Annotated in this window: 11 protein-coding genes; 1 reads left to right on the top strand and 10 read right to left on the bottom strand. The window is 70.6% G+C overall.

All coding sequences use genetic code 11. The annotated features are described in order from the left end of the window. Position 1: 1 nt before the first annotated feature. The 10 genes from SLUN_RS22200 to SLUN_RS22245 form a co-directional block, all read right to left on the bottom strand. Positions 2–1,048 (bottom strand): GntG family PLP-dependent aldolase, encoded by a 1,047-nt coding sequence (locus SLUN_RS22200; RefSeq protein ID WP_108154881.1) that lies wholly within the window; start codon positions 1,046–1,048, stop codon positions 2–4. A 19-nt stretch (positions 1,049–1,067) separates the two neighbouring features. Next, positions 1,068–3,323 (bottom strand): pyridoxal-phosphate dependent enzyme, encoded by a 2,256-nt coding sequence (locus tag SLUN_RS22205; protein WP_254709945.1) that lies wholly within the window; start codon positions 3,321–3,323, stop codon positions 1,068–1,070. 17 nt (positions 3,324–3,340) lie between these two features. Then, the gene (locus SLUN_RS22210) at positions 3,341–4,333 is read right to left on the bottom strand and encodes a GHMP family kinase ATP-binding protein (RefSeq protein ID WP_108150941.1); all 993 of its coding nucleotides are present in this window, start codon (positions 4,331–4,333) and stop codon (positions 3,341–3,343) included. Next, positions 4,311–5,795, bottom strand: coding sequence for an argininosuccinate lyase (locus SLUN_RS22215; protein ID WP_108150943.1), 1,485 nt, complete (start codon positions 5,793–5,795; stop codon positions 4,311–4,313). The genes SLUN_RS22210 and SLUN_RS22215 overlap by 23 nt, the downstream gene beginning before the upstream one ends. An 11-nt stretch (positions 5,796–5,806) precedes the next feature. Beyond that, positions 5,807–7,084, bottom strand: a complete 1,278-nt coding sequence (locus SLUN_RS22220) for an MFS transporter (RefSeq protein WP_108150945.1) — start codon at positions 7,082–7,084, stop codon at positions 5,807–5,809. Next, on the bottom strand, positions 7,081–14,424 hold the full coding sequence (locus SLUN_RS22225; RefSeq protein WP_108150947.1) for a non-ribosomal peptide synthetase: 7,344 nt from the start codon (positions 14,422–14,424) through the stop codon (positions 7,081–7,083). Before SLUN_RS22225 ends, SLUN_RS22220 begins: the two co-directional genes overlap by 4 nt. Before the next feature lie 65 nt (positions 14,425–14,489). Continuing rightward, a complete protein-coding gene (locus SLUN_RS22230; RefSeq protein ID WP_108150949.1) occupies positions 14,490–18,053 on the bottom strand; it encodes a non-ribosomal peptide synthetase in 3,564 nt (1,187 codons plus the stop codon). Positions 18,054–18,912: 859 nt separating this feature from the next. Further along, entirely contained in the window at positions 18,913–19,131 is a 219-nt protein-coding gene (locus SLUN_RS22235; protein ID WP_108150951.1) for an MbtH family protein, read from the bottom strand. A 447-nt stretch (positions 19,132–19,578) separates the two neighbouring features. Beyond that, positions 19,579–19,770, bottom strand: a complete 192-nt coding sequence (locus tag SLUN_RS22240) for a hypothetical protein (protein ID WP_159100303.1) — start codon at positions 19,768–19,770, stop codon at positions 19,579–19,581. Between the two features lie 87 nt (positions 19,771–19,857). Further along, entirely contained in the window at positions 19,858–20,106 is a 249-nt protein-coding gene (locus SLUN_RS22245) for a hypothetical protein (protein ID WP_108150955.1), read from the bottom strand. A gap of 215 nt (positions 20,107–20,321) precedes the next feature. Here SLUN_RS22245 and SLUN_RS22250 point away from each other — a divergent pair, with 215 nt between their 5' ends. Continuing rightward, a complete protein-coding gene (locus SLUN_RS22250; protein ID WP_108150957.1) occupies positions 20,322–21,308 on the top strand; it encodes a LuxR C-terminal-related transcriptional regulator in 987 nt (328 codons plus the stop codon). Positions 21,309–21,457 lie beyond the last annotated feature (149 nt).

Below are 21,457 nucleotides of genomic sequence, written 5' to 3' on the forward strand. Positions count from 1 at the left end.
GTCAGTTGCCCCGCCCTTCGGTGAGCACCTGGCGCACGATCGACAGCGCCGTGTCGATGTCCGCCGTGCTGACTCCGTTGTGGGTCACGGCGCGCAGCCTGCCGTGGCCGAGTTCGGCCAGTGAGAGACCGAGGTGCCCGGCGGCCTCGACGAACATCTGCCAGGTGAAGCGGGGGTCAGTGACCTTGAACATGACGATGTTGGTCTGCACGGCGGCGGGGTCGGTGTCGATCCCGTCGATCTCCGCGAGGCCCTCGGCCAGCCGCAGCGCGTTGGCGTGGTCGTCCTGGAGCCGTCCCAGGTCGTTGAGGGCCACCAGGCCGGCAGCCGCGATGATGCCCGCCTGGCGCATACCGCCGCCGAGCATCTTGCGGGCCCGGCGGACCTCGGTGATGAAGTCCTCGCTTCCGGCGACCATCGAGCCGATGGGTGCGCCGAGCCCCTTGGAGAGGCAGAACTGCACGGAGTCCGCGTACTGCGCGATCTCGCTGGCCGGGATCGCGAGGGCTACGGCGGCGTTGAACAGGCGCGCGCCGTCCAGGTGCACGGCGACGTCGCGCTCGTGGGCGAACTCCCACACCTCCTTCATGTAGCTCTGCGGGAGCACCACGCCGCCGCAGCGGTTCTGGGTGTTCTCCAGACAGATGAGGGAGGGCAACGCGAACTGCTCGTCCTCGGGTTCGTCGGGGAACCCGGCGCGCAGGTCGGAGAGGAGGAGCCGGCCGTCGGGCTGGTTGGGGATCCGCTCGTACATCACGCCGCCGCAGACCGTGGCACCAGCGGCCTCGTAGATGTAGATGTCGCTCTCGGCGCCGGCCAGCATCTTCGAGCCGCGCGGGGCGTGCACCAGGATGGAGGCGAGGTTGGCCATGGTGCCGCTCGGCATCAGGCAGGCCGCCTGCTTGCCCAGCAGGTCGGCGGAACGTTCCTCCAGCTGGCGGACGGTCGGGTCCTCCCCGTACACGTCGTCACCCAGCGGGGCCTCGTTCATCGCCCGTATCATCGCCGGAGTGGGCAGGGTGAAGGTGTCACTGCGCAGTTCGATCATGGTCACTGGTCTCTCTTCACTACTTCGCGAACGTGTCGGTGCACAGCTGGACGCTGATCCCGCGTAGGGCCGAGTCGAGGGCGTCCATCACGTCGGCGGCGTCGTCACCGCGCGCGATGACATGGCCCAGCCGGTCGTAGGCGTTGCGCGGCGGGCGGACGTCGATGCCCTCGGACGCCGTCACGGTCACCCGCTCGATCCCCTCGGCGGACAGCACCTCGGCGGTGCCGTCGACGGAGGCCAGCGTGCCGGGGTGCTCGGCAAGCAGGAACTGGATGCCCGCGTGGCCCGACCGCTCGGCGGAGAGATCCACCGGCAGCGCGGCGGCGGCCCGGACCTGCTGTTCCAGCAGGTCGGATCCGGTGGCCAGCCTGATCAGTTCGGGGATCATGCCACCGGCCAGCCGCGGGTTGATCTCGATGATCTCCGGGCCCCGGGCGGTGAGCTTGACCTCGGTGTGCGTCGGGCCGAAGCGCATCCCGGTCGCCTTCAGCGCCAGGGTGACGGTATCGGTCAGCGCGGCCCGCTCGGCTTCCGGCAGCGGGGCCGGGAAGACGTGCCGGGTCTCCACGAAGTACGGCGTCCCGGTGAGGTACTTGGCGGTGACGCCGACGCACGTGACCTCGTCGCCGTCGCTGAACATCTCGACGCTGTACTCGAGCGCATCGAGGTACTCCTCGATCAGCACGGTGCGGGCCGTGGGCAGCCCCCGTACGTTGCTCTCGACGGCCAGCACCCGGGCGGCGTGCTCCGTCGCCTCGGCGGCCGTGGCGCACAGCAGCACGTCGTTGGAGCCGGAGTCGTCGGCGGGCTTGACCACGCACGGCAGGCCCACGGCGGCGACGCCCGCCGCGACCTGCGCGACGTCCGTCACGACGGCGAAGCGGGGCTGCGGGACGCCTGCGTCCTTCAGCGTCCGGCGCAGCGACGCCTTGTTGCGACAACGGTTCGCCGCGTCCTCGGAGTTGCCGGGCAGGCCCAGCCAGTCGGCGAGTCCGGCGACCGTGGGGACGTAGAAGTCGCTGGTCGTGGTGATGCCGGCGATCTCCTCCCGGCGGAAGCGCTCCTGGATGGCCTTACGGAGGACAGGCATCTGGTTGGTGTCACAGACCAGCACCTCGCAGCCCGTCTCCACGGCACCGACGTACCGCTCCGGCTTGCTGGTGAGCAGCACGGCGGTGAGGCCGAGCGCGGCCGCCGCCCTCAGCGCCTGCACCCCGGTGCCGCTGGTGTTGGCCTCGACGAAGAGCAGGTGGCGCTGGCGGGCGGGCCGCTCGTCCAGACCGGCGCGGGACCAGGAGCGGACGGCGGTGCCGTAGCCGACCGGGGCCGGGGCGTCTGAGAACGGGAGCTCCTCCAGCCGGTGCGCGGCCCAGTAGGCGTCGCTGTAGACGGTCTCGGTGTACCGGTCGCCACGGTCCGGGAAGATGCCGACGATCCGACTGCCCGGCGTGGCCGTCAGGGCCAGCTCGCGCAGCAGGCGGTAGACGGAGCCGGACGTGTTGCCCGCGAAGATCTGCTGCTCACGGGCGAGGTCACGGGTGGCGGCGAACGCCTCGCGGTCGTTGAGCCAGTGGATCTCGTCGATCGCGGTCCGGTCGAGGTTGTTCGGGTGCAGGCTGTTGCCGAGACCGCTCTGGAGGCGGCCGGGCACGTCCGGCTGGTCAAAGAGGGTGCTGCCGACGGAGTCCACGCCGACGACCCGCAGTCCGGGCAGGGTACGGCGCAGGGCGCGACCGGTCCCGCACAGCGAGCCGCCGCTGCCGACCGCGCCGACCAGCGTGTCGACCGGGCCGAGGTCGCGCAGGATCTCGTCGGCGAGGACCCGGTACGCGCCGGGGTTGTCCGGGTTGCTGTACTGCTGCGGCCAGAAGGAGCCGGGGAGTTCGCGCATGAGCTCCGCCAGCCGGGCCAGCCGGGCGCCCTGCCAGCCGCCGTCGGTCATGGCGGGCACCACGTGCACCTCGCACCCCAGGGCGCGCAGCTTCGCCAGGGTGGTCGGGTCGGTCCGTGGGTCCGTGACGATGTGCACCGGGTGGCTGAGCGAACGTCCGACCAGGGCCACGCCCAGAGCCATGGTGCCTGACGAGCTCTCCACGATCGGCGCGCCCGGCCGCAGCACGCCCAGGCGGCGGGCCTCGGCCACGATGTTCTTGGCGACGCGGTCCTTCATGCCGAACGCGTTGGCGAGTTCCAGCTTGGCGTACACCCGCGTCCCTTCGGAGGCGGAGACGGCGAGCCGGACCAGCGGTGTGTTGCCGATCGCTTCGTTCATTGACTCAAAGATCATGTTCACGCCCCCCAGGCATGTTCGGTGCTCGCGGTGCGAGCCGGTGCGGTGTTATCCCGCGCCGTCACTTCCATGGAGCAGGCGCTCCACACGTCGCCATGGCCCAGCGACCGGTGCACGGTGGTGGTGCCGGGCAGTGCGGAGCACGCGGCCCGGGCCGCCCCGACCTTCCTCGTCAGCTCCGGGTCGTCGGCGGCGTAGAGGATGCCGAGCACCGTGCCGCTGTGGGCACAGGCCACCCCCAGTCCGCCGGTCTCCTCGCAGATCCGGCGCAGCTCGGGCAGGCTCCGGCGGGACCGGGCCGCCGCGTTGAGCTCGGAGCTGCGGGTGGCGACGCGGCCCACGGCGGTCAGGTCACGGGCCCGGACGGCGCCGCACAGCTCGTCCAGCAGCCGGGCGTACTCCGCCTTGTCGGCCTCGCTGACCTGCCGCGCGTCCCGGTTGTGCGCGATCGTGTCGACCTGACCGCCCTCGTCGTACGCGACGATGGCCAGCGACGGCAGGATCCCCAGCCCCTCACGGAGTTCGGCCTCGCGGTGGTAGTACGCGACGATCTCGTCGTACATGACCCCGTCGGTCGGTTCGATCTCCCGCAGGAACGACTCGATCGCCGCCGCGTCGAACGTCGTGCCCAGCGCCGCGCCCACCGCGCGCACGGTGGCCACCAGGTCCGCGGAGGAACTGGCCATCCCTTTGCCCTCGGGCAGTTCGCTGCTCAGCTCCAGTGAGCCGCCGCCGCTCCGCCCGGCGGCGGCCAGCGCCAGCTCGGCGATGCGCACCGCCTTGCCCTTGTGCGGCGGCCAGACCACGAATCCGTCGCGGTCCGGAGAGTGGCGGAAGACCGCCGTGCTCCATGCGGCGACCGGGAAGGTCACCATGAAGTGCCGGTCGCCGCCGGGCAGTACGCCTTGCAGGAGTTCGCCGAAGGTGCCGAACGCCGTGCCGGTGCCGCGCACGATCGTCTCAGTCGCCTTAGGGCGCGCTTGCGTGTCCATTTCCGTCCTCCCCCGTTGCCCGGGCGGTCGCCGCCCGCGCCGCCCACTCCCGTACGAGCCGCTCGTGCTCGTCCCGCTGCGCGCGCAGTGCCGCGCCCACCGCGTCCGGGTGCGCCGACCCGCTGGACTTCATCCGGCGCAGCGCCCGCCCCACGTCGAAGGCGTCGCCCAGCGTCCTGGCCGGGTCGCGCAGCACGTGACCCTCCGCCTCGGCCGCCGCGCGCAGCAGCTCCGGGTCGCCGTCGGCAGGCTTGCGGCCTGCCGCCACCGCCGCGACGATGTACCGCCCCGCGATCACCTGGGCGCGTCGCCAGGGGACCTCCTCGGCCAGCGTCAGGGAGTTGGCGAGGGCGAAGCCGCCCAGGAACTCCCGCTCGCAGACCTCGGCCATCCGGTCTGCCCGGAAAGTGAGGTGCCGCAGGACCTCGGTGAACAGCCGCAGCGTGCTGCGCAGCGCCTCGAACGCCTCGTAGACGTGCGCTCCGGCCTCCTTGGAGACCTCGACGGTGTTGGAGTACGGCGTGTTGCGCTGACCCAGCGTCACATCGATGTGGAACGACGACAGATGGGCGCTGCGACCGCGGATGCGCTCCAGGATCGGGAAGTTCTTCTTCTGCGGCATGGCCGACGAGATGCCCGACAGCTCGTCCGGCAGGTCGATGAAGCCGTACTCGCTGCTCCCCCAGGCCAGCAGGTCCGTCGCGAACCGGCTCAGCGCCACCCCGAAGACCCCGAACTCGGCGGTGATCTCCAGGGCCCAGCCGCGCGAGGCGACCGACATCAGCGCGTTCGGCTGTGCCCGCCGGAAGCCCAGCAGGGATGCCATCCTGTCCCGGTCCCAGGGCAGTTCCTGGCCGGACATGGCGCCCGCACCCAGCGGGCAGGCATCAAAGCCGTCGTACGTGGCGAGCAGTCGGCGCAGCGTGTGCTGGACGTGCTCGGAGAGCGCCGCCAGGTAGAAGCCCGGGGTGATGATCTGGGCGGCCTGGTGGTGGGTGTAGCCGGGCATGGGCAGATCGGTGGTGGCCTCCGCCAGCTGCCGGGCCGCCTCCTGGAACTCCAGCAGTGACTCCGCCGCGCCGATGAGCCGGCCACGGCCGAACATCAGCTGGGCGCAGGCCTGGAGGTCATTGCGGCTCCGGTCGAGGTGCCAGGTCGGGACCGGCGCGGACAGCCCGGCCTCCACGTGCCGCTCCAGCGCGAACGCGATGTCGGACATGTTCGCCTGCTGCTGCCCGGTGATGACCTCCCGGGTCGCACCGGCGAGCAGGCCGTCCAGCTCCCGCGTCTGTTCCGGGCTGATGAGCCGCATACGCGCGTACTCGGCGACGAGCGTGCGCTCGATCTTCACGTAGTAGGGGAGCAGGTGCTCGGCCTCGTAGGCGAACTGCGGATCGAGCAGCTCGGTCCGGAGGAGGAAGCTGGGGCCGCTAGAAATGCGGCCGCTGAGTGTGTGCTTCACGCTTTCCCGCCTCAGACCGCTACAGGGTCGGCATCGGGGATCTCCCGCACCGATCGGACGCCGGACAGCAGGATCACGACGCCGGAGAGCAGGACACCGACGGCGCCGAGCGCCAGTGTCTGCTGGGCACCCAACCAGCCGCCGAGAAAGCCGCCGGCGAGGGCGCCGACCGGGGTGACGCCCATCACGACCATCCGGATCGTCGCGTTCATCCGGCCCTGGAGGTCGTCGGGAGTGACGGCCGACCGCAGGCTGCGCTGGTTGACGTTGTAGATGATGACCATGGCCGAGTCGATGAAGTGCATGGCCACGATGAGCAACGACGCCTCGGTCTTCGGCAGCTGCGTGGCCACCGGGATCAGCAGGGCCGACAGCCCCGCGATCACCAGGGAGAAGACCATCGCGCGCCCGACTCCCAGGAGTCGGGTCGCTCGCTCGGCGACCAGCGCCCCGACCAGCGCGCCCGCCCCGGCGGAGGCGAAGATCAGCCCGATGAAGAACGGTTCCAGGCCCAGCGTCCGGGTGATGAAGATCAGGAAGACCGGCTCGATCACCAGGGTGAAGAGGTTGAAGACCAGCGTGGCGGTGACCAGCGTGCGGACCACCTTGTTACGCAGCACGGGCTGCGCGCCCTCGGCGATCTCCCGCCAGACGCCGGGCTGTACGGCGGCCTCGACCGCGCCGGCCGGGGCGGGCTTCGCCTCGCGGTGCCCGATGAGGCCGGTGAAGACGGCCGACACCAGGTACGTGAACGAGTTGATGATCACCGCGAGAGGCGCGGAGATGATCTGGAGCAAGCCGCCACCGATCGCGTTGCCCGCGATGTCCGAGGCGGAACTGCTCAGCTCCAGCTTGCTGTTGCCTTCGACCAGGTCCTTGCGGTCGATGAGCAGCGGCAGATAGGAGGCGCTGCCGATGTCGGAGACCACCGTGCAGACGCCGACGGCCAGCGACACCGCGAGCAGCAGCGGGAAGGAGAGGAAGTCGCCCGCCCAGCCGATCGGCAGGAGCAGCAGCAGCCCCGCGCGCACCAGGTCGGTGAGGATGAGGATGGGGCGCTTGGCGCTCCGGTCCAGCCACACCCCGGCGAACAGGCTGATGAAGAGGTAGGGCAGTCCCTCCGCCGCGATCAGGACGCCCATCTCGAACGGCGTCGCCGCCAGCGAGACGGCTGCGATCAGCGGAAGCGCCACGGCCGTGACTTTGGACCCGAACAGCGACGCGGTCAGTCCGAACCACAGGTTGCGGAAGTCGGCGTGCCGCCACAGGGTCGTTCTCTTGTCGGTCACCGGCGCGGCCCTTCCTGCATGATTTCTTCCATGTCTCTCGCTATCTCCTGGATGTGCGCGGCGCGCACGATCCCGTAGTGGTCGGTGTCGAGGTCGCGCACCGTGAGGGCGGTGCCGACGGTGCGCTCCCAGGCCCGCGCGGAGCCCGACTGAGCGCCGTCCGTGCTCTGGTAGAAGCGCACGGCTCCCGGGAAGGCCGGCGGCCGGTACGCCGTCATGGCGAGCAGGTTCGCCCGGAACACCGCGTAATGGCGGGCCAGGTCGGCGAGGCCGAGACCGCCGCCCGCGTCCGCCCGGACCAGTTCCTCGTGGACGAGCCGCAGGCTCTCCCACTCCTGGTCGCCGTCGCCCGCTTCGCTGAGCGCGGCGGCCAGTTCGAGCGGAACGGTGAGCCCGGCGGAGAGCAGCAGGTCCTCGGCGAAGTCCGCGAGCAACTCGGGTTCGGGCAGTTGAGGATCTGGCCGACCGGGTTCCGTACCAGGCGCGCCGCCACCACCGGGGTGGCCGCTGTCCACCAGCGCGAGCAGGTCCACCCGCTCGCCGTCGGCGACCAGCAGGCAGGCCATCTGGTAGGCCACCAGCCCGCCGAACGACCAGCCCCCCAGGTGGTACGGGCCCGACGGCTGGACCTCCTGGACGGCGCGCAGGTACGACTGGGCCATCTCCTCGACCGTCTCCGCCGGAACGATCCCCTCGGCGAGCCCGGTCGCGGGCAGCCCGTACACCGGCTGGTCGCCTCCGAGTGCCGCCGCGGTCTCGCGGTAGCACAGGACGCCGCCGCCGGCGGGGTGGACGAGGAAGAGCGGAGGCCGCTCCCCCGTGGCCCGGATGGGCACCGCCGCGCCGACCCGCGCCGCAGTGGTGTCGCCCCGGACCAGGGACGCCTGCTGGGCGATCGTCGGGTTCTCCAGGACAGCCGAGACCCCCAGGCTCCGCCCGTACGCGGCGTTCATGCGGGAGACGAGCCGCAGCGCCAGCAGCGAGTGGCCGCCCACCACGAAGAAGTCGTCGTGCACGCCGAGCCGTTCCGGGCCGAGCAGTTCGGTCCAGATTTCCAGCAACCACGCCTCGACCTCGTCCCGCGGGGGCGCGGCGGGGCGGCTCTGGGCCGGCGTGGTCCCGCTCGGCGCGGGCAGCGCCTTGCGGTCCAGCTTGCCGCTGCCGGTAAGCGGCATCGCGGGCAGCGAGGTCCAGGACGACGGCACCATGTAGGCGGGCAGCGCGCTGGCCGCGTAGGCCGCGAGCAGGACCGGATCGGCGCCGGCCTCGGCACCAGGACGCGGTACGACGTAGGCGGCGAGCCGCTCGTCACGTAGCAGGACGGCGCACTCGGCGACGGCGGGGTGGCCCGCCAGGACCGCCTCGATCTCGCCGAGTTCGATCCGGAAGCCGCGGAGCTTGATCTGCGCGTCGGTCCGGCCCCGGTACTCCAGCGCGCCGTCCGGCAGGTGCCGTACGAGGTCGCCGGTCCGGTAGAGGCGACGCGTCACTCCCGCGTGGTCGGTGTGCCGGACGAAGGCCCGCTCGGTCAGTTCCGGCCGCCGGTGGTAGCCCTCGGCCAGCCCGGTCCCCCCCAGGTAGAGCTCCCCCGTCACGCCTCGCGGGATGTGCCGACCGTGCCGGTCCAGGACGTGCAGCTCGGTGTTGGCGATCGGCCGCCCGATGGGCACCACGCCGCTGCCGTCGTCGGCGCACTGCCAGTACGTGACGTCGACAGCCGCTTCGGTGGGCCCGTACAGGTTGTGCAGCTCCGCCGGGAATCTTGCCAGGAAGCGCTGCTGGAGGTCATACGGGAGGGCCTCGCCGCTGCAGATCACTCGGCTCAGCCCGGTGCACGCGGCCGTGGCGGGGTCTTCGACGAACGCTTGCAGCATGGAGGGCACGAAGTGGGCCGTGGTGATCGACTCGGCGTCGATCAGCTCTGCCAGATACGCCGGATCGCGGTGACCGCCAGGCCTGGCCAGCACCAGCACGCCCCCGGCCAGCAGCGGCCAGAAGAACTCCCACACCGACACGTCGAAGGTGGCGGGTGTCTTCTGCAGCACCGGCTCACCGGGCCGCAGCCCGTACTCCCGCTGCATCCACAGCAGCCGGTTGGCGATGGCCCCGTGTGAGACCACCACGCCCTTCGGCGTCCCGGTCGAGCCCGAAGTGAAGATCATGTACGCGCCGTCCTCTGGGCCTACGGCGTCCACGGGGACCAGGGTGTCCTCGGAACCCGGCTCCGTCCCCCCCTCGTCCGGGCGGACGATCGCGACGCCCGGCCCGGCGGCCTTCGCGTCCCACGACGGGAGCGTGATCACCACGGGGATGCCCGAGTCCGCCAGGATTCCGCGCAGCCGCTGCTCCGGGTGGTCCGGATCGAGCGGCACGTAGGCGGCGCCGGACTTGAGCACCCCCAGCAGGCAGACCGGCAGCTCCAGCGAGCGCTCCAGCAGAACGGCCACGAAGCCGCCGCGCCGGGCGCCGCGCGACCGCAGGCTCCGCGCCAGCCGATCCGCGCGCTCGTCCAGCTCGCGGTAGGTCAGTGACCGGCCCTCGAACCAGACGGCCGTCGCGTCAGGGGTCCGCCGCGCCTGCTCCTCGATCAGGATGTGCAGCACGTGCGGCCGGTCGTACCGCTCGGTGGTGTCGTTCCACTCCTGGAAGGTGCGGTGCTCGGCGGGGGAGAGAAGGTCGGCGGTCTCGTAGCGGCCCTCCGGGTCGGTGGCCAGCGCGGCCAGCGCGGCGGCGTAGTACCCGTGGAACAGCTCGATCTGCTCCGCGTCGAACTGGGCCGTGTCATACCGCAGCCCGAGCCCGAGCGCGCCGTCGACACCGTCCCGGAAGAACTCCGCGCCGAAGGGGAAGTTGGTGTGCGCGACCCCGTGGGAGTCGAGGACCTCCACGTCCGACTGCTCGTCCAGCGACCGCTCGACGTGGAAATGGGTGTAGTTGAAGAACGCCTCGAACGGCTCCGAGACCCCCGTCCGCCGCATGATCTCCGACAGCGGGTACCTGCGGTGCCGCAGGATCTCCAGGTCCAGTGCCGCCGTCTGGCGCACCAGGTCGGACCAGGTCCCGCCCGGCAGGCGCCCGCGCACCGGCAACGTGTTGAGGAAGACGCCCAGCGCCAGATCGCCGTCCGCCTCCTCGCCGCGCCCGTTGTAGACGGCGCCGGTCACGAGGTCGTCCGTACCGGTCAGCAGGCCCATGACCCGCAGGTGCGCCGCGAGCAGCACCGTCCGCAGCGGGACGCCGAGTTCACGGGCGAGCTCGCCCAGCCCCCGGTGCACCGCTTCGGGCACCGGGCGGTCGGTGAACGCCATCACCGCGTCGACGGCGTACCCCGGGCGCCCGGCCGCCACCAGGCCCCGGGGCAGTCGGGTGAGCGTCGACCCCGTCAGCTGGTCGGCCCAGAAGCGGCGGCTGTCGTCGTCCTCGACCGCCGCGCGCTCCAGCGCGACGTACGAGGAGAACCGGGACCGCAGCGGAGCGGCGTCCAGCGGCTCCGCGCCGGACAGGCCGTGGCTGTAGCGGAGGAGGAGTTCCGCGTAGAGGGAGCGCTCGCTCCAGCCGTCCAGGATCGCGTGGTGCTCGGTGATGTAGAGCTGGAGGGTGTCGTCCGGGCGTCGCTGGACGTGGAACCGGATCACCGGTGCTGTCCGCCAGTCGAAGTGTTTGGCGTTCTCGCGCTCGAACCACCGGTCCGCCGCCGCGTCCGCCTCGGCGGGGGTGAGACCGCTCAGGTCCTCGAAGGTGATCGGCGACGGCAGCCGCTCGTGGACCAGTTGGAGCGGCTCCTCGAAGCCGCTCACGTCGAAGGAGGTGCGCAGGATCTCGTGCCGGACCAGCAGCCCGGAGACCGCGTCGCGCCAGGCGGGTTCACTGAAACGGGCCTTCAGATGGTACGTCGAGACGTTGTGGTACTCCGTGCCCGCCGCCGACAGGTCGCTGTGGAACAGCATGCCCTGCTGGAGCCGGGTCATCGGATAGGCGTCCTCCAGGCCGTCCGGCAGGAGCGCCCGGTCAGCCGCCGGGACCAGGGAGAACGGCACGTAGCCTGCCCCCGCTCCCGCCGCCCCGGCCGGGTCCCCGGTGGCGTCCGCCGTCTTCGCGAGCACGGCGAGGCCACGGACCGTCTGGCGGGTCATGAGGTCGTTGAAGCCGATCTCCAACCCCGCCTCGCGGGCCAGAGCCAGCAGCCGGATGCTGCGGATCGAGTCGCCACCCAGCGCGAAGTAGTTGTCGTCGATCCCCACCCGTTCCACGCCCAGGACCCGGGACCACACCTCGGCCAGGACCTGCTCGGCCGCAGTGGTCGGAGCCGCGAACTCCCGCCCGGAGACGGCCTGGCCGACCTGCGGGTCGGGCAGCCGCTTGCGGTCCACCTTGCCGTTGGCCGTGAGCGGGAACTCGGGCAGCAGCGTGAAGGTGGCCGGGATCATGTAGGCGGGCAGCCGACGGGCCGCGTGGGCACGCAGTACCTCGGTGTCGAGCGCGTCCGTGTCGAGCGCGGCTGCGTCAGTCGCGCCCGCCCGCGCGGTGACGTACGCCGCGAGCTGGGCGTGCCCCTCCGCTTCGGTGCGCAGCAACACCACGGCCTCGTGGACGAGGTCATGGTCGGAGAGCGCCGACTCGATCTCGCCCAGCTCGACCCGGAAGCCGCGCAACTGGATCTGCGAGTCGATGCGCCCGCAGTACTCCAGGTCCCCGTTGGACAGGAAACGAGCGAGGTCACCCGTGCGGTAGAGCCGCTCGGCGGGGTCGGCCGCGAACGGGTGCGGCACGAACCGCTCGGCGGTCAGCTCCGGCCGGTTCAGGTACCCGTCCGCCAGGCCCGCGCCGCCCACGTACAGCTCGCCCTGGACACCAGCCGGCACCGGGCGGCCGTGCTGGTCCAGCACGTACAGGTGGAGGTCCGGGATGGGCTCGCCGATGACGCTGCCGTTGCCCTCCGCCAGGTCCTTGAGGGTGATCGGGCGGTAAGTGACGTGCACGGTCGTCTCGGTGATGCCGTACATGTTGACCAGCTGCGGGGTGGCGTCGCCGTGCCGCGCGAACCAGCCGCGCAGGGCGTTCGGGTCGAGCGCCTCGCCACCGAACACCACATAGCGCAGGGAGAGTTCGGACGGGTCGCCGCCAGCGGCCTCGTCGGCCCGCATCAGCTGGTAGAAGGCGGACGGCGTCTGGTTGAGCACGGTGACGCGCTGTTCGCGCAGCAGCCGCAGGAAGGACTCGGGCTCGCGGCTGGTCTCGTACGGCACCAGGACGAGCCGTCCGCCGTGGGCGAGGGCTCCCCACAGTTCCCAGACCGAGAAGTCGAAGGCATACGAGTGGAAGAGCGTCCACACGTCCCGTTCCCCGAAGCCGAACCAGTGGTCGGTGGCGGTGAACAGGCGGCTGACGTTGCGGTGCGGGATCAGCACGCCCTTGGGGCGGCCGGTCGAGCCGGAGGTGTAGATGACGTACGCGAGGTCGTCGGGGCCCGCGCCGCCCCGCACCGGCGTGGCCGGGTACCGGTCCAGCAGCTCCGGGTCGGCGGTGAGGTCGACCACGGTGCCCTCGAACGCGGCCCCCTCGGACCCGGTCCACCAGCGCGGGACCGCGCCACCGGTCACGATCGTCGCCAGCCCGGAGTCCTCGACCATGTACCGCAGCCGGTCCACCGGATACGCCGGGTCGAGCGGTACGTAGGCGCCGCCCGCCTTCAGCACGGCGAGCAGCGCCGTCACCAGGTCGGCGGAGCGCTCCATGCTCAGCCCGACCATCACCCCCGGCCCCACACCGTGTTCGCGCAGGTGGTGGGCGAGCTGGTGGGACCGGCGGTCCAGATCGCCGTAGGTGAGCTGGACACCGCCGTCGACCAGCGCGACGGCGTCCGGCGTGCGGGCGGCCCACTGGGCGAACAGCTCGTGCACCGGCTGCGGGGCCCCGGACTCGTCGGTCACGGCGGGCGGCGGGGTGAGGGCGGCGTACTCATCGTCCGACAGCATCCGCAGGGCGGAGACCGGGACGTCGGGCTCCTTCGCGAGGGCCTCGATCAGCCGCCCGTAGTGCCGGGCGAGCGTGTCCACGACGGACGCCTCGAACAGGTCACTGCGGTACTCGAAGATCCCCGTGAGGCCCTCCGGCGTGTCCGCCACGTCGAGCATCAGGTCGAACTTGGCGGTTCCGGAGTCCGTCGACAGCCACTCGCCGGTGATCCCGGGCAGCCGCAGACCCTGGTCCCCGACCTCGTTCATGCCGAACATCACCTGGAAGACGGGAGACGACTCGGCGTTCCGGTCCGGGTTCTTCATCCGGACCAGTTCTTCGAACGGCATGTCCTGGTGGTCCTGCGCCTCCAGCACGCAGTCGCGTACCTGGATGAGGAGTTCACGGAAGGTCGGGTCCGCCGACAGGTCGGTCCGGAAGACTGTGGTGTTGACGAAGAGGCCGACCGTCGACTCGAACTCGCCGCGATGACGGTTGGCGATCGGCGTGCCCACCAGCAGGTCGTCGAGTCCGGTGTAGCGGTTGAGCAGGATCTTGAAGGCTGCCAACAGTCCGGTGAAGAACGTGGCGTTGGCGCCGCTGCACAACTCCCGCAGCTCCTCCGCCGCCGGGGGCAGCGGGAACTCCAGGCTCGCGCCCCGCCGCTCTGGAGCCGACGCGTCGCGCGGCCGTGTCACCGGCAGCCGCATGACAGGGAGTTCGCCGGCCAGCTTCTCCTGCCAGTACGCCTCCTGCAGCCGGGCGGCGGGGCTCTCCATCCACTCGTCCTGCCAGGAGGAGTAGTCCCCGTACTGGAACTCCACCTCCGGCAGCGAGACGTCGCCGCTAGTCACCCGGGCCGTGTAGACCTCGGCCAGTTCGCGGAGCATGATCTCGGACGACCAGCCATCGGAGACGATGTGGTGCATGCCCAGCAGCAGTACCGACTCTCGGTCCGAGACGCGCAGCAGCCCGGCCCGGAAAAGCGGCCCGCGCGTGAGGTCGAACGGCCGCGCCGCCTCGTCCCGCATCCAGCGCCGGACCGCGCCCTCGGCGTTCCCGTCTGCGTTCCCGTCGGTCGCGGCGTCGGTGCCCACGTCCGTCTCATGCCACTCGAAGACGGCGTCCTGGCTGATCAGCTGCAGCAGCTCGCCGTCCTGGACGGCGAACCGGGTCCGCAGTGCCTCATGCCGCTCGGTCAGCACGCGTGCCGCCTCGTACAGCGCTCCGCTGTCCACCTCGCCGCGCAGCCGGTAGAAGAGCGGCATGTGATACGTCGGCGCGGCTCCGGCGAGCTGCTGCAGGAAGTACATGCGGTGCTGCGCCCGTGAGGCGCGGAATTCATAGAATTCCTCTTCGGCTGCTCCAGGCAGTCCGGTGTTCACGAAGTCCCCATCCCTTGGTACCGGGCGGCTCGTACAGCCGCTTGTCCGCCGTCGTCCGGCGCTGGTCAGCGCAGCAGTTCGAGCAGCGACCGCATCTCGTCCATGCTCATTCCGCTGATCCTCTCCCTGAGGTGCTGGTCCACCTCTTCGGCGAATCCGCGCAGGCCAGGGGCGGCGAACACGGTGCGCAGCGGCAGTTCGAGGCCGAACCGGGCGCGGAGCTGGCCGGTCACCTTGGTGGCGATCAGCGAGTGGCCGCCCAGGTCGAAGAAGTTGTCGTCGGGGCCCACGGCGTCGAGCTCCAGGACCTCGCACCAGATTTCGGCGACGGCCCGCTGCACCGGTCCCTCCAGCGGCGCCCGCTCGGCCTCCGCCCGCCCAACCCCCTGTGTGGGGTCGGGCAGTCGGTGCCGGTCGAGCTTGCCGTTGGCGTTGAGCGGCAGCCGGTCCATCACCAGGAGGAACGGCGGGCGCATGTGGTCGGGAAGCCATTGGGCGAGGTGCCGTCGCAGCGACTCCAGGTCCGGAGCGGCGTCGTGCTCGAGCGCGGTCACATACCCGGCCAGCCGGTAGTGTCCGGCCGCCGTGCGCTGCGCTACGACCACCGCGTCCTGCACATGCTCGTGGTCGCGCAGGACGGATTCGATCTCGCCCAGCTCCACCCGCATGCCACGGATCTTGATCTGGTGGTCGTTGCGGCCGACGAACTTGATCGAGCCGTCCGTCCGCAGATAGCCCTGGTCACCGGTGCGGTAGAGCCGCTCCCCGCCGCCGAAGGGGCTCGCGACGAACGCCTGCGCGGTCTTCACCGGGTCGTTCAGATAGCCACGGGCCAGCCCGGAGCCACCGATGTAGAGGTCTCCGGTGACGCCCGCAGGCACCGGGTTGAACGCCGCGTCCAGGACGTAGACCGTGTTGTTGTCGAAGGGCACCCCGACGCTGACCGCGCCGGCGTCCTCGGCGTCCGACGCGTCGCAGGTACGGATGGTGGAGTCGATGGACACCTCGGTCGCGCCCCAGGTGTTGTGCAGCGCGCCGGGCATCGTCTCGCCGAAACGGCGCACCGCCGCCGGGGTGAGGGCCTCGCCGCTGGACACGGTGTTGCGCAGCGCGCCGAGCGCGGCCCGGTCGGCCGGGGTGATCCCGTCCATCAGCAGGTTCAGCATGCTGGGAACGGTCTGCAGCAGCACGGTCCGGTACGCCGTTGCGGCCGCCAGCACCGCCTGCGGGTCGCGGTGCAGTCCTGGTTCAAGCAGCGCGATCCGTCCGCCGTACATGAGCGGCCAGAACAGCTCCAGCGCCGAGTCGTCGAAGGTCAGCGTCGTCTTGTGCAGCACCGTCTCGCCGGCCCGCAGATCGTGCTGCTTCTGCATCCACACCATCCGGTTGACCCAGCCCTCGTGGGTGCTGGCGACGCCCTTGGGGGCGCCGGTGGAGCCGGAGGTGTAGTACACCGACACCAGGTTCCGGGGGTGTACGGCCACGTCAGGGCGGTCGGCGGGCAGTCCGGCGATCTCCTGCCAGTCGTCGTCCACGAGCACGACGTGCGCCACCTCGGGCGCGTTCCCGGCCTGGTGACCGAGGGTGAGGCAGACCTCGGCGCGCGCGTCGGCCGTTATCTGGGTCAGTCGCTGGCGCGGCGCCTCGGGGTCGAGGGGCAGATAGCCGGCGCCCGCCTTGAGGATGGCCAGCAGCCCCACGACCAGTTCGGGTGAACGGTCAATGCACAGGCCGACGGCGTCGTCCGGACCGACACCGAGCCGCCTCAGGTGACGGGCGAGCTGGTTGGCGCGGGCGTCCAGTCCGGCATAGCTCAGCTCGGCGTCCCCGAAGACCACGGCCGTGGCATCGGGAGTGGCGCGGACCTGGTCCTCAACCAGCGCGTGGAGGCAGCGATCGGCGGGGAACTCCACGGTGGTGTCGTTCCAGGCGTGCAGCTGGGCCAGTTCGGCTGCCGTGCACAGCTGGTAGCTGGCCAGGCCGGCGCCCGGGGCGTCCAGGACCTGGCCGAGGAGCCCGAGGAAGTGCGTGACGAGACGCTCGGCGGTGGCGAGGTCGTAGAGGTCGGTGCTGAATTCAAGGTCGCAGTCGAACGATCCGTCGCCCCGCCGGGTCATGAAGAGAGTCAGGTCGAACCGGGAGGTCTCGCCGGTCACCGCCACGGTCTCGGTCCGCAGCCCGTCGAGGGCCAGCTCCTGCTCCTCGTCGTCCTGGTACGCGAAGACCGTCTGGACCAGCGGGGAATGGCTGGTGACGCCCTGGAGGTTCAGCCGTTGCACGATCTGCTCGAACGGCACGTCCTGGTGGTCCAGGACCCCGAGGCAGGTGCCGCCGACGGCCCGTACGTACTCCTCGAAAGTGTCACGGTTCTCGTAACGGGATCGGAACGGGACGGTGTTGGCGAAGAAGCCGATGAGCTGGTCCACGTCAGGGTGGTGCCGGTTGGCGACCGGCGTGCCGATCACCAGGTCCCGCTGCCCGGTGTACTTGTGCACGGTGAGCAGGAATGCGGAGAGCATCATCACGTAGACGGTGACGTCGTGCTCACGGCTCGCCGTCACCACTCGGCCGCCCAGCTCGGGGGAGAGCCTGAACCGCACGTGGTCTCCGTTGTAGGACTGCGCGGAAGGACGGGGGCGGTCGGTGGGGAGCGCCGACATCTCCGGCGCTCCGGCCAGTTCTGTCTCCCAGAAGGCCAGTTGGCGCTCCCCGGTGCCGTCCTCCAGCCAGCCGCGCTGCCAGGCGGCGAAGTCCGCGTACTGCACGGGCAGTGGCTCGCCCGCCACCGGGCGGCCGCCGAGCGCCGCCGTGTAGCCCGCGCTGAGTTCGCCGAGGATCAGCCCGGTGGACCAGCCGTCGGTGACGATGTGATGGAAGGTGAGCAGCAGGTACGCATCCTGGTCGCCGGTACGCAGCAGCGCGGCCCGGAAGAGCGGCCCCGTGGCGAGGTCGAACGGGGTGGCAAGGTCGGTGTGGATCCGCTCCCTGGCCGCGTCCTCAGCGGTCCCGGCGCCTTCACCCCGCAGGTCCTCGACGGCCAGTTCCACCCGCGCCGACTCCTCGACCCGCTGTACGGGGCGGTCGCCGTCCAGCACCAGGGAGGTGCGCAGGATGTCGTGACGGTCCGCCAGGTGCCGCAGCGCGGTGTGCAGCGCCTCGACGTCGACGTCCCCGTGGAGCCGGTACACGAGCGGCTCGTTGTAGGCAGCGGTTTCCGGGTCGAGCTGGTGGAGAAGCCACAGGCGTTCCTGCGCGTGGGACAGCGGCTGCGGGGTCCCGCTCCCGGCCCGTACGATGGCGGGGGAGCGCTCCGCCTCCCCTAGGTCGACGCGGCCGTTCAGCAGGGCGGCGAGTTTGGCGGGGCTCCGCTGCTCGAAGAGCCAGGAGAGCGGCACGTCGCCCGACACCTTGGCCCGGATACACATCACGGCCCTGGCCGCGAGGATGGAGTCTCCGCCGCATTCGAAGAAATCGGCGTCGGAGGCAAATTCGGCAAGACCGAGGGCGTTTCCGAATACATCCGACAGCCACGTCTCGATGTTTTCCTGCGTTGCCTGTGATTCCTGCGACGGCTGCGAATCAGCACGAGAAGACAAGGTGCCCCCGACCTCAAAGAAATGCGTACCCATAGATCAACTGCCTCAAGAGGCATCGCTTTACCCTGGCATCCAGGGGCGGCCGAAACGAGCAAGCTGGTGCCTCATATAACTGCATGACAGCAAGCTGAGCGCTTGGCATACAACACCAAAGGGAGCGAAACGGACGCACGGGAGAGAGCGTTGACGTGCAGGTACTCGCGGATCCCGTGGTCCGCGAAGAGCGGCCCGCGGCCGTGACGCCCGCCGATTCCCCCGGCTCCTGCGCGCGAAATACTTCGAAAAGCGCCGAGGGCACCCGGTGTATCACCTCGTCACGGCCGACCGTGCGAATGAAGTAGGTCCGGGCATCCGGCTCAGGCCTACGGGGACAGGGCTGTTGCAAAGTCGTGTGATCTTGTAATGGTCCTGGTCGGCGGTACTTGTCGCGCCGTCCGTGCCGTAAACAACGAAGCCCCGTTGGAGCGAGTGACTTTGCCAAGTCGCTGCACTCAACGGAGCTTCGAGGGGAGGAGGTCACCGCCTGCCATGCGGAAGGCGATACCGGGCACGGGCGGCGTGAACTGCGCGCCGTAAAGGCCCTGACGGTCACTGAACTCGGTGTGGACTTCCCCGGCGCGGTCCAAGCCGCGCGGCTTGCCCCGACCAGCGAAGTCACAAGATCAGTCGACTTTGCAACAGCCCTCCCCACGGGGAAGCCCGGGTACGGCAGCGTGACCCCGACTACCGTGCCGAGACCGGCACCCCGGACGGCCAACACCCGGGCCAAGTCATTGGCCCGGGTGTTGGCCGTCCGTACACAACTGCCCCGCTGCCTACCGACGATCAGTGCCACCGCGTCCGGGGACTCGCGTACTTTGGTCCTCGATCGGGCGGTGCGGGGCCGTACCGCCTATCGCGCGGAGGTCGCCATCTCGTCGACGAGGCTCTTGGGCCGCATGTCGGTCCAGTTCTCCTCGATGTACGCCAGGCACTCTTCGCGGCGGGCCTCCCCGAAGGCCGCTGCCCAGCCCTCGGGCACCGCGACGAACGAGGGCCACAGCGAGTGCTGGTTCTCGCCGTTGACCAGCACGAGGTAGGTGCCGTCCGCGTCCTCGAAGGGATTGCTCATGGTTGGTTCCTCATCTCTTCTTGGGGCCTTTTCGGGAGCTTCGGTGGGATCGGATCCGTGATGCCGGACCCGAAGTCAAGTACGGGTTGGTCAGGCCCACGAGGTACGCGTCCGACGCACGAACCAGCGGCTCCGTGCCGGTGCCCGCGCTCCCCCCGGAGGCGGTCCACCCCACGGGCCACGCCCGGACACCCCGCTCCCGCATGACCAGCCGGCTGGGCGCCCGTCACGGCAGTCCACCGCCCGCACATGCGGCTGGGCGACCGTCGGCTGCCCGGTGAACACCCGTGTTGATCTCACCGGGCTCGATCCGGCAGACCTGGATCTTCACCTGGTCGGCCCGGCCGAGGAACTCGCCAGGCCGGCCGGACGAGCCTCTCCGCCCACCGGCACCAGCCGGAGGCCATGCAGAAGGCGAGGGTGGCCGCCTGGTCCCGCACGAACCCATCAGCCGCTCAGGGTCGTAGCGCTGTCATCGGCGACCGCCAGCCGCGCGCCGCTGAGTGACCTGCAGTAGATCTCCAGCAACGAGGTGTCGAAGGCCGTCGACGCAGAGTGCGGCATGGTGGCGCCCGGGCCGAACCCGTACGCGTCCGTCGTGCTGCATACCCCGCAGGGCGCCTCTTCGTTCTCCCGCACGTCCAGCACCACCTCGCGGGGTCCTGCTCATGCTGTACGTGGTCAGCGGAGTGGTGACGTCCGGCCTGGCGCCCCCGTCCCGTAGCGTCAGGCGTCGCGGGTGGGGGAGCCCCAGCCGGTGTCCGACGACGCCAGGGTCTTCGCGCCGGGACCACCCCAGCCGGTGTCTACTCGAGTGAGGCCCTTGAAACCGTGGTTGCCCCTGCCGGTGTCCGCCACGACGGCGGTGGGCCGCTGGTCGGCCGCCTGCCCCGCGGTGGTGACAGCGGTCGCCCCCGCGACGGCCACGACGGCGAGCGTGCAAGCGGTGCGGAATATGGTGGTGAAGTGCCTCATTGCGTTACATGTCCTTCAACAGTTCCACTGAGAGGGATCTGGTCGGAAACCCCCCCTTGCGCCCCCTGGCACGCCTTCACTCTGGCAGGCCATCCTGGCTGGATCCTGCATAGTGGTGGATCATTAATCTGCATGTCAGCATGATGAGCACTGGACGTAGAGACGTGAATCAGCAGCAAACGGGCATACCTGGCGATGTGCATCCCTCAGGTGTCATGCACGCCGTCTACCGACACACGCTGCGCCAGTCCCCCGTCACTGTGGAGGGCATCGCCTCCAGCCTGGGCCTGGCCCTCGCTGTGGCCCAGCGGTCCTGCACGGAACTGGCCGAGCTCGGCCTGCTGCGCGAGGACGCAGAGGCGCCTTCCGGTTTCGTCGCCGTCGACCCTGAGACTGCCGCCGAGCGCGTCATCAGCCCGATGGAACGCTCCATCCGCGCGCAACGCTCCACCGTCGAGACCCTGCGCGGGCAGCTTCTGGAGTTCAGCCGCGTCTACGAGGAGCAGCCCGCCAGAAGCGACGCGCGCGGCTCCGTCGAGTTCCTGGCGACGCTCAGCAGCACCCGGGCGGCCATCGCCGAACTCGCCTCGAAGTGCGAGAGCGAGGTACTGACCTCCCAGCCCGGTGGCGGCCGTAAGGCCGACGTCCTGGAGGAGGCCATCGCCCGCGACGAGGCGATGCTGGAGCGCGGGGTCAGCATGCGCACCCTCTACCAGCACACCGCCCGTTTCAGTCAGGGCACCCGCGAGTACGTGGAACGGGTCTCCCAGCGCGGCGCCGAGGTGCGGACGCTCGACGACCAATTCGTACGTCTGCTGATGTTCGACCAGAAAGTGGCCGTCATCGGGGTCGAGGGCGACCCGGGCGCTGCGATCATCGTGCGCGAGCCCAACCTGATCCACTTCATCAGGAGCACCTTCGAGCTGTGGTGGGTCAGCGCGACCCCGTTCCCCCTGGAGTGGAACAACCAGGAGGTCGCGGACATCTCCGAGCAGCTGAAGCAGCGGATCACCCTGCTGCTCAGCGAAGGACTGACCGACCAGTCGATCGCCACCCGCATGGGCATGTCCGTCCGCACCTGCCGCCGCCACATCGCAGAGGTCATGGACCGCCTCGGCGTGAAGAGCCGTTTCCAGGCGGGCTACCTCCTCGGTACCCAGCGCACCGAGCCGCCGGCCCGGCCCCCGACAGCTCAGCCCTAGTCCCGGCCGCTGGGCACGCCGGCCGCGCCACTCCACCCAGCGCGGATCGTCCAGCACCGTCTCCGGGTCGACCACGCCAGCGGCCTCCAGGAATACCACCAAGTCGCGGTCGGAGAGCGCCAGGCCGTGGATCTCGTCCCGGCCGTGCC

This window comes from Streptomyces lunaelactis (genome assembly GCF_003054555.1).
GTDB classification, from domain to species: Bacteria; Actinomycetota; Actinomycetes; order Streptomycetales; family Streptomycetaceae; genus Streptomyces; species Streptomyces lunaelactis.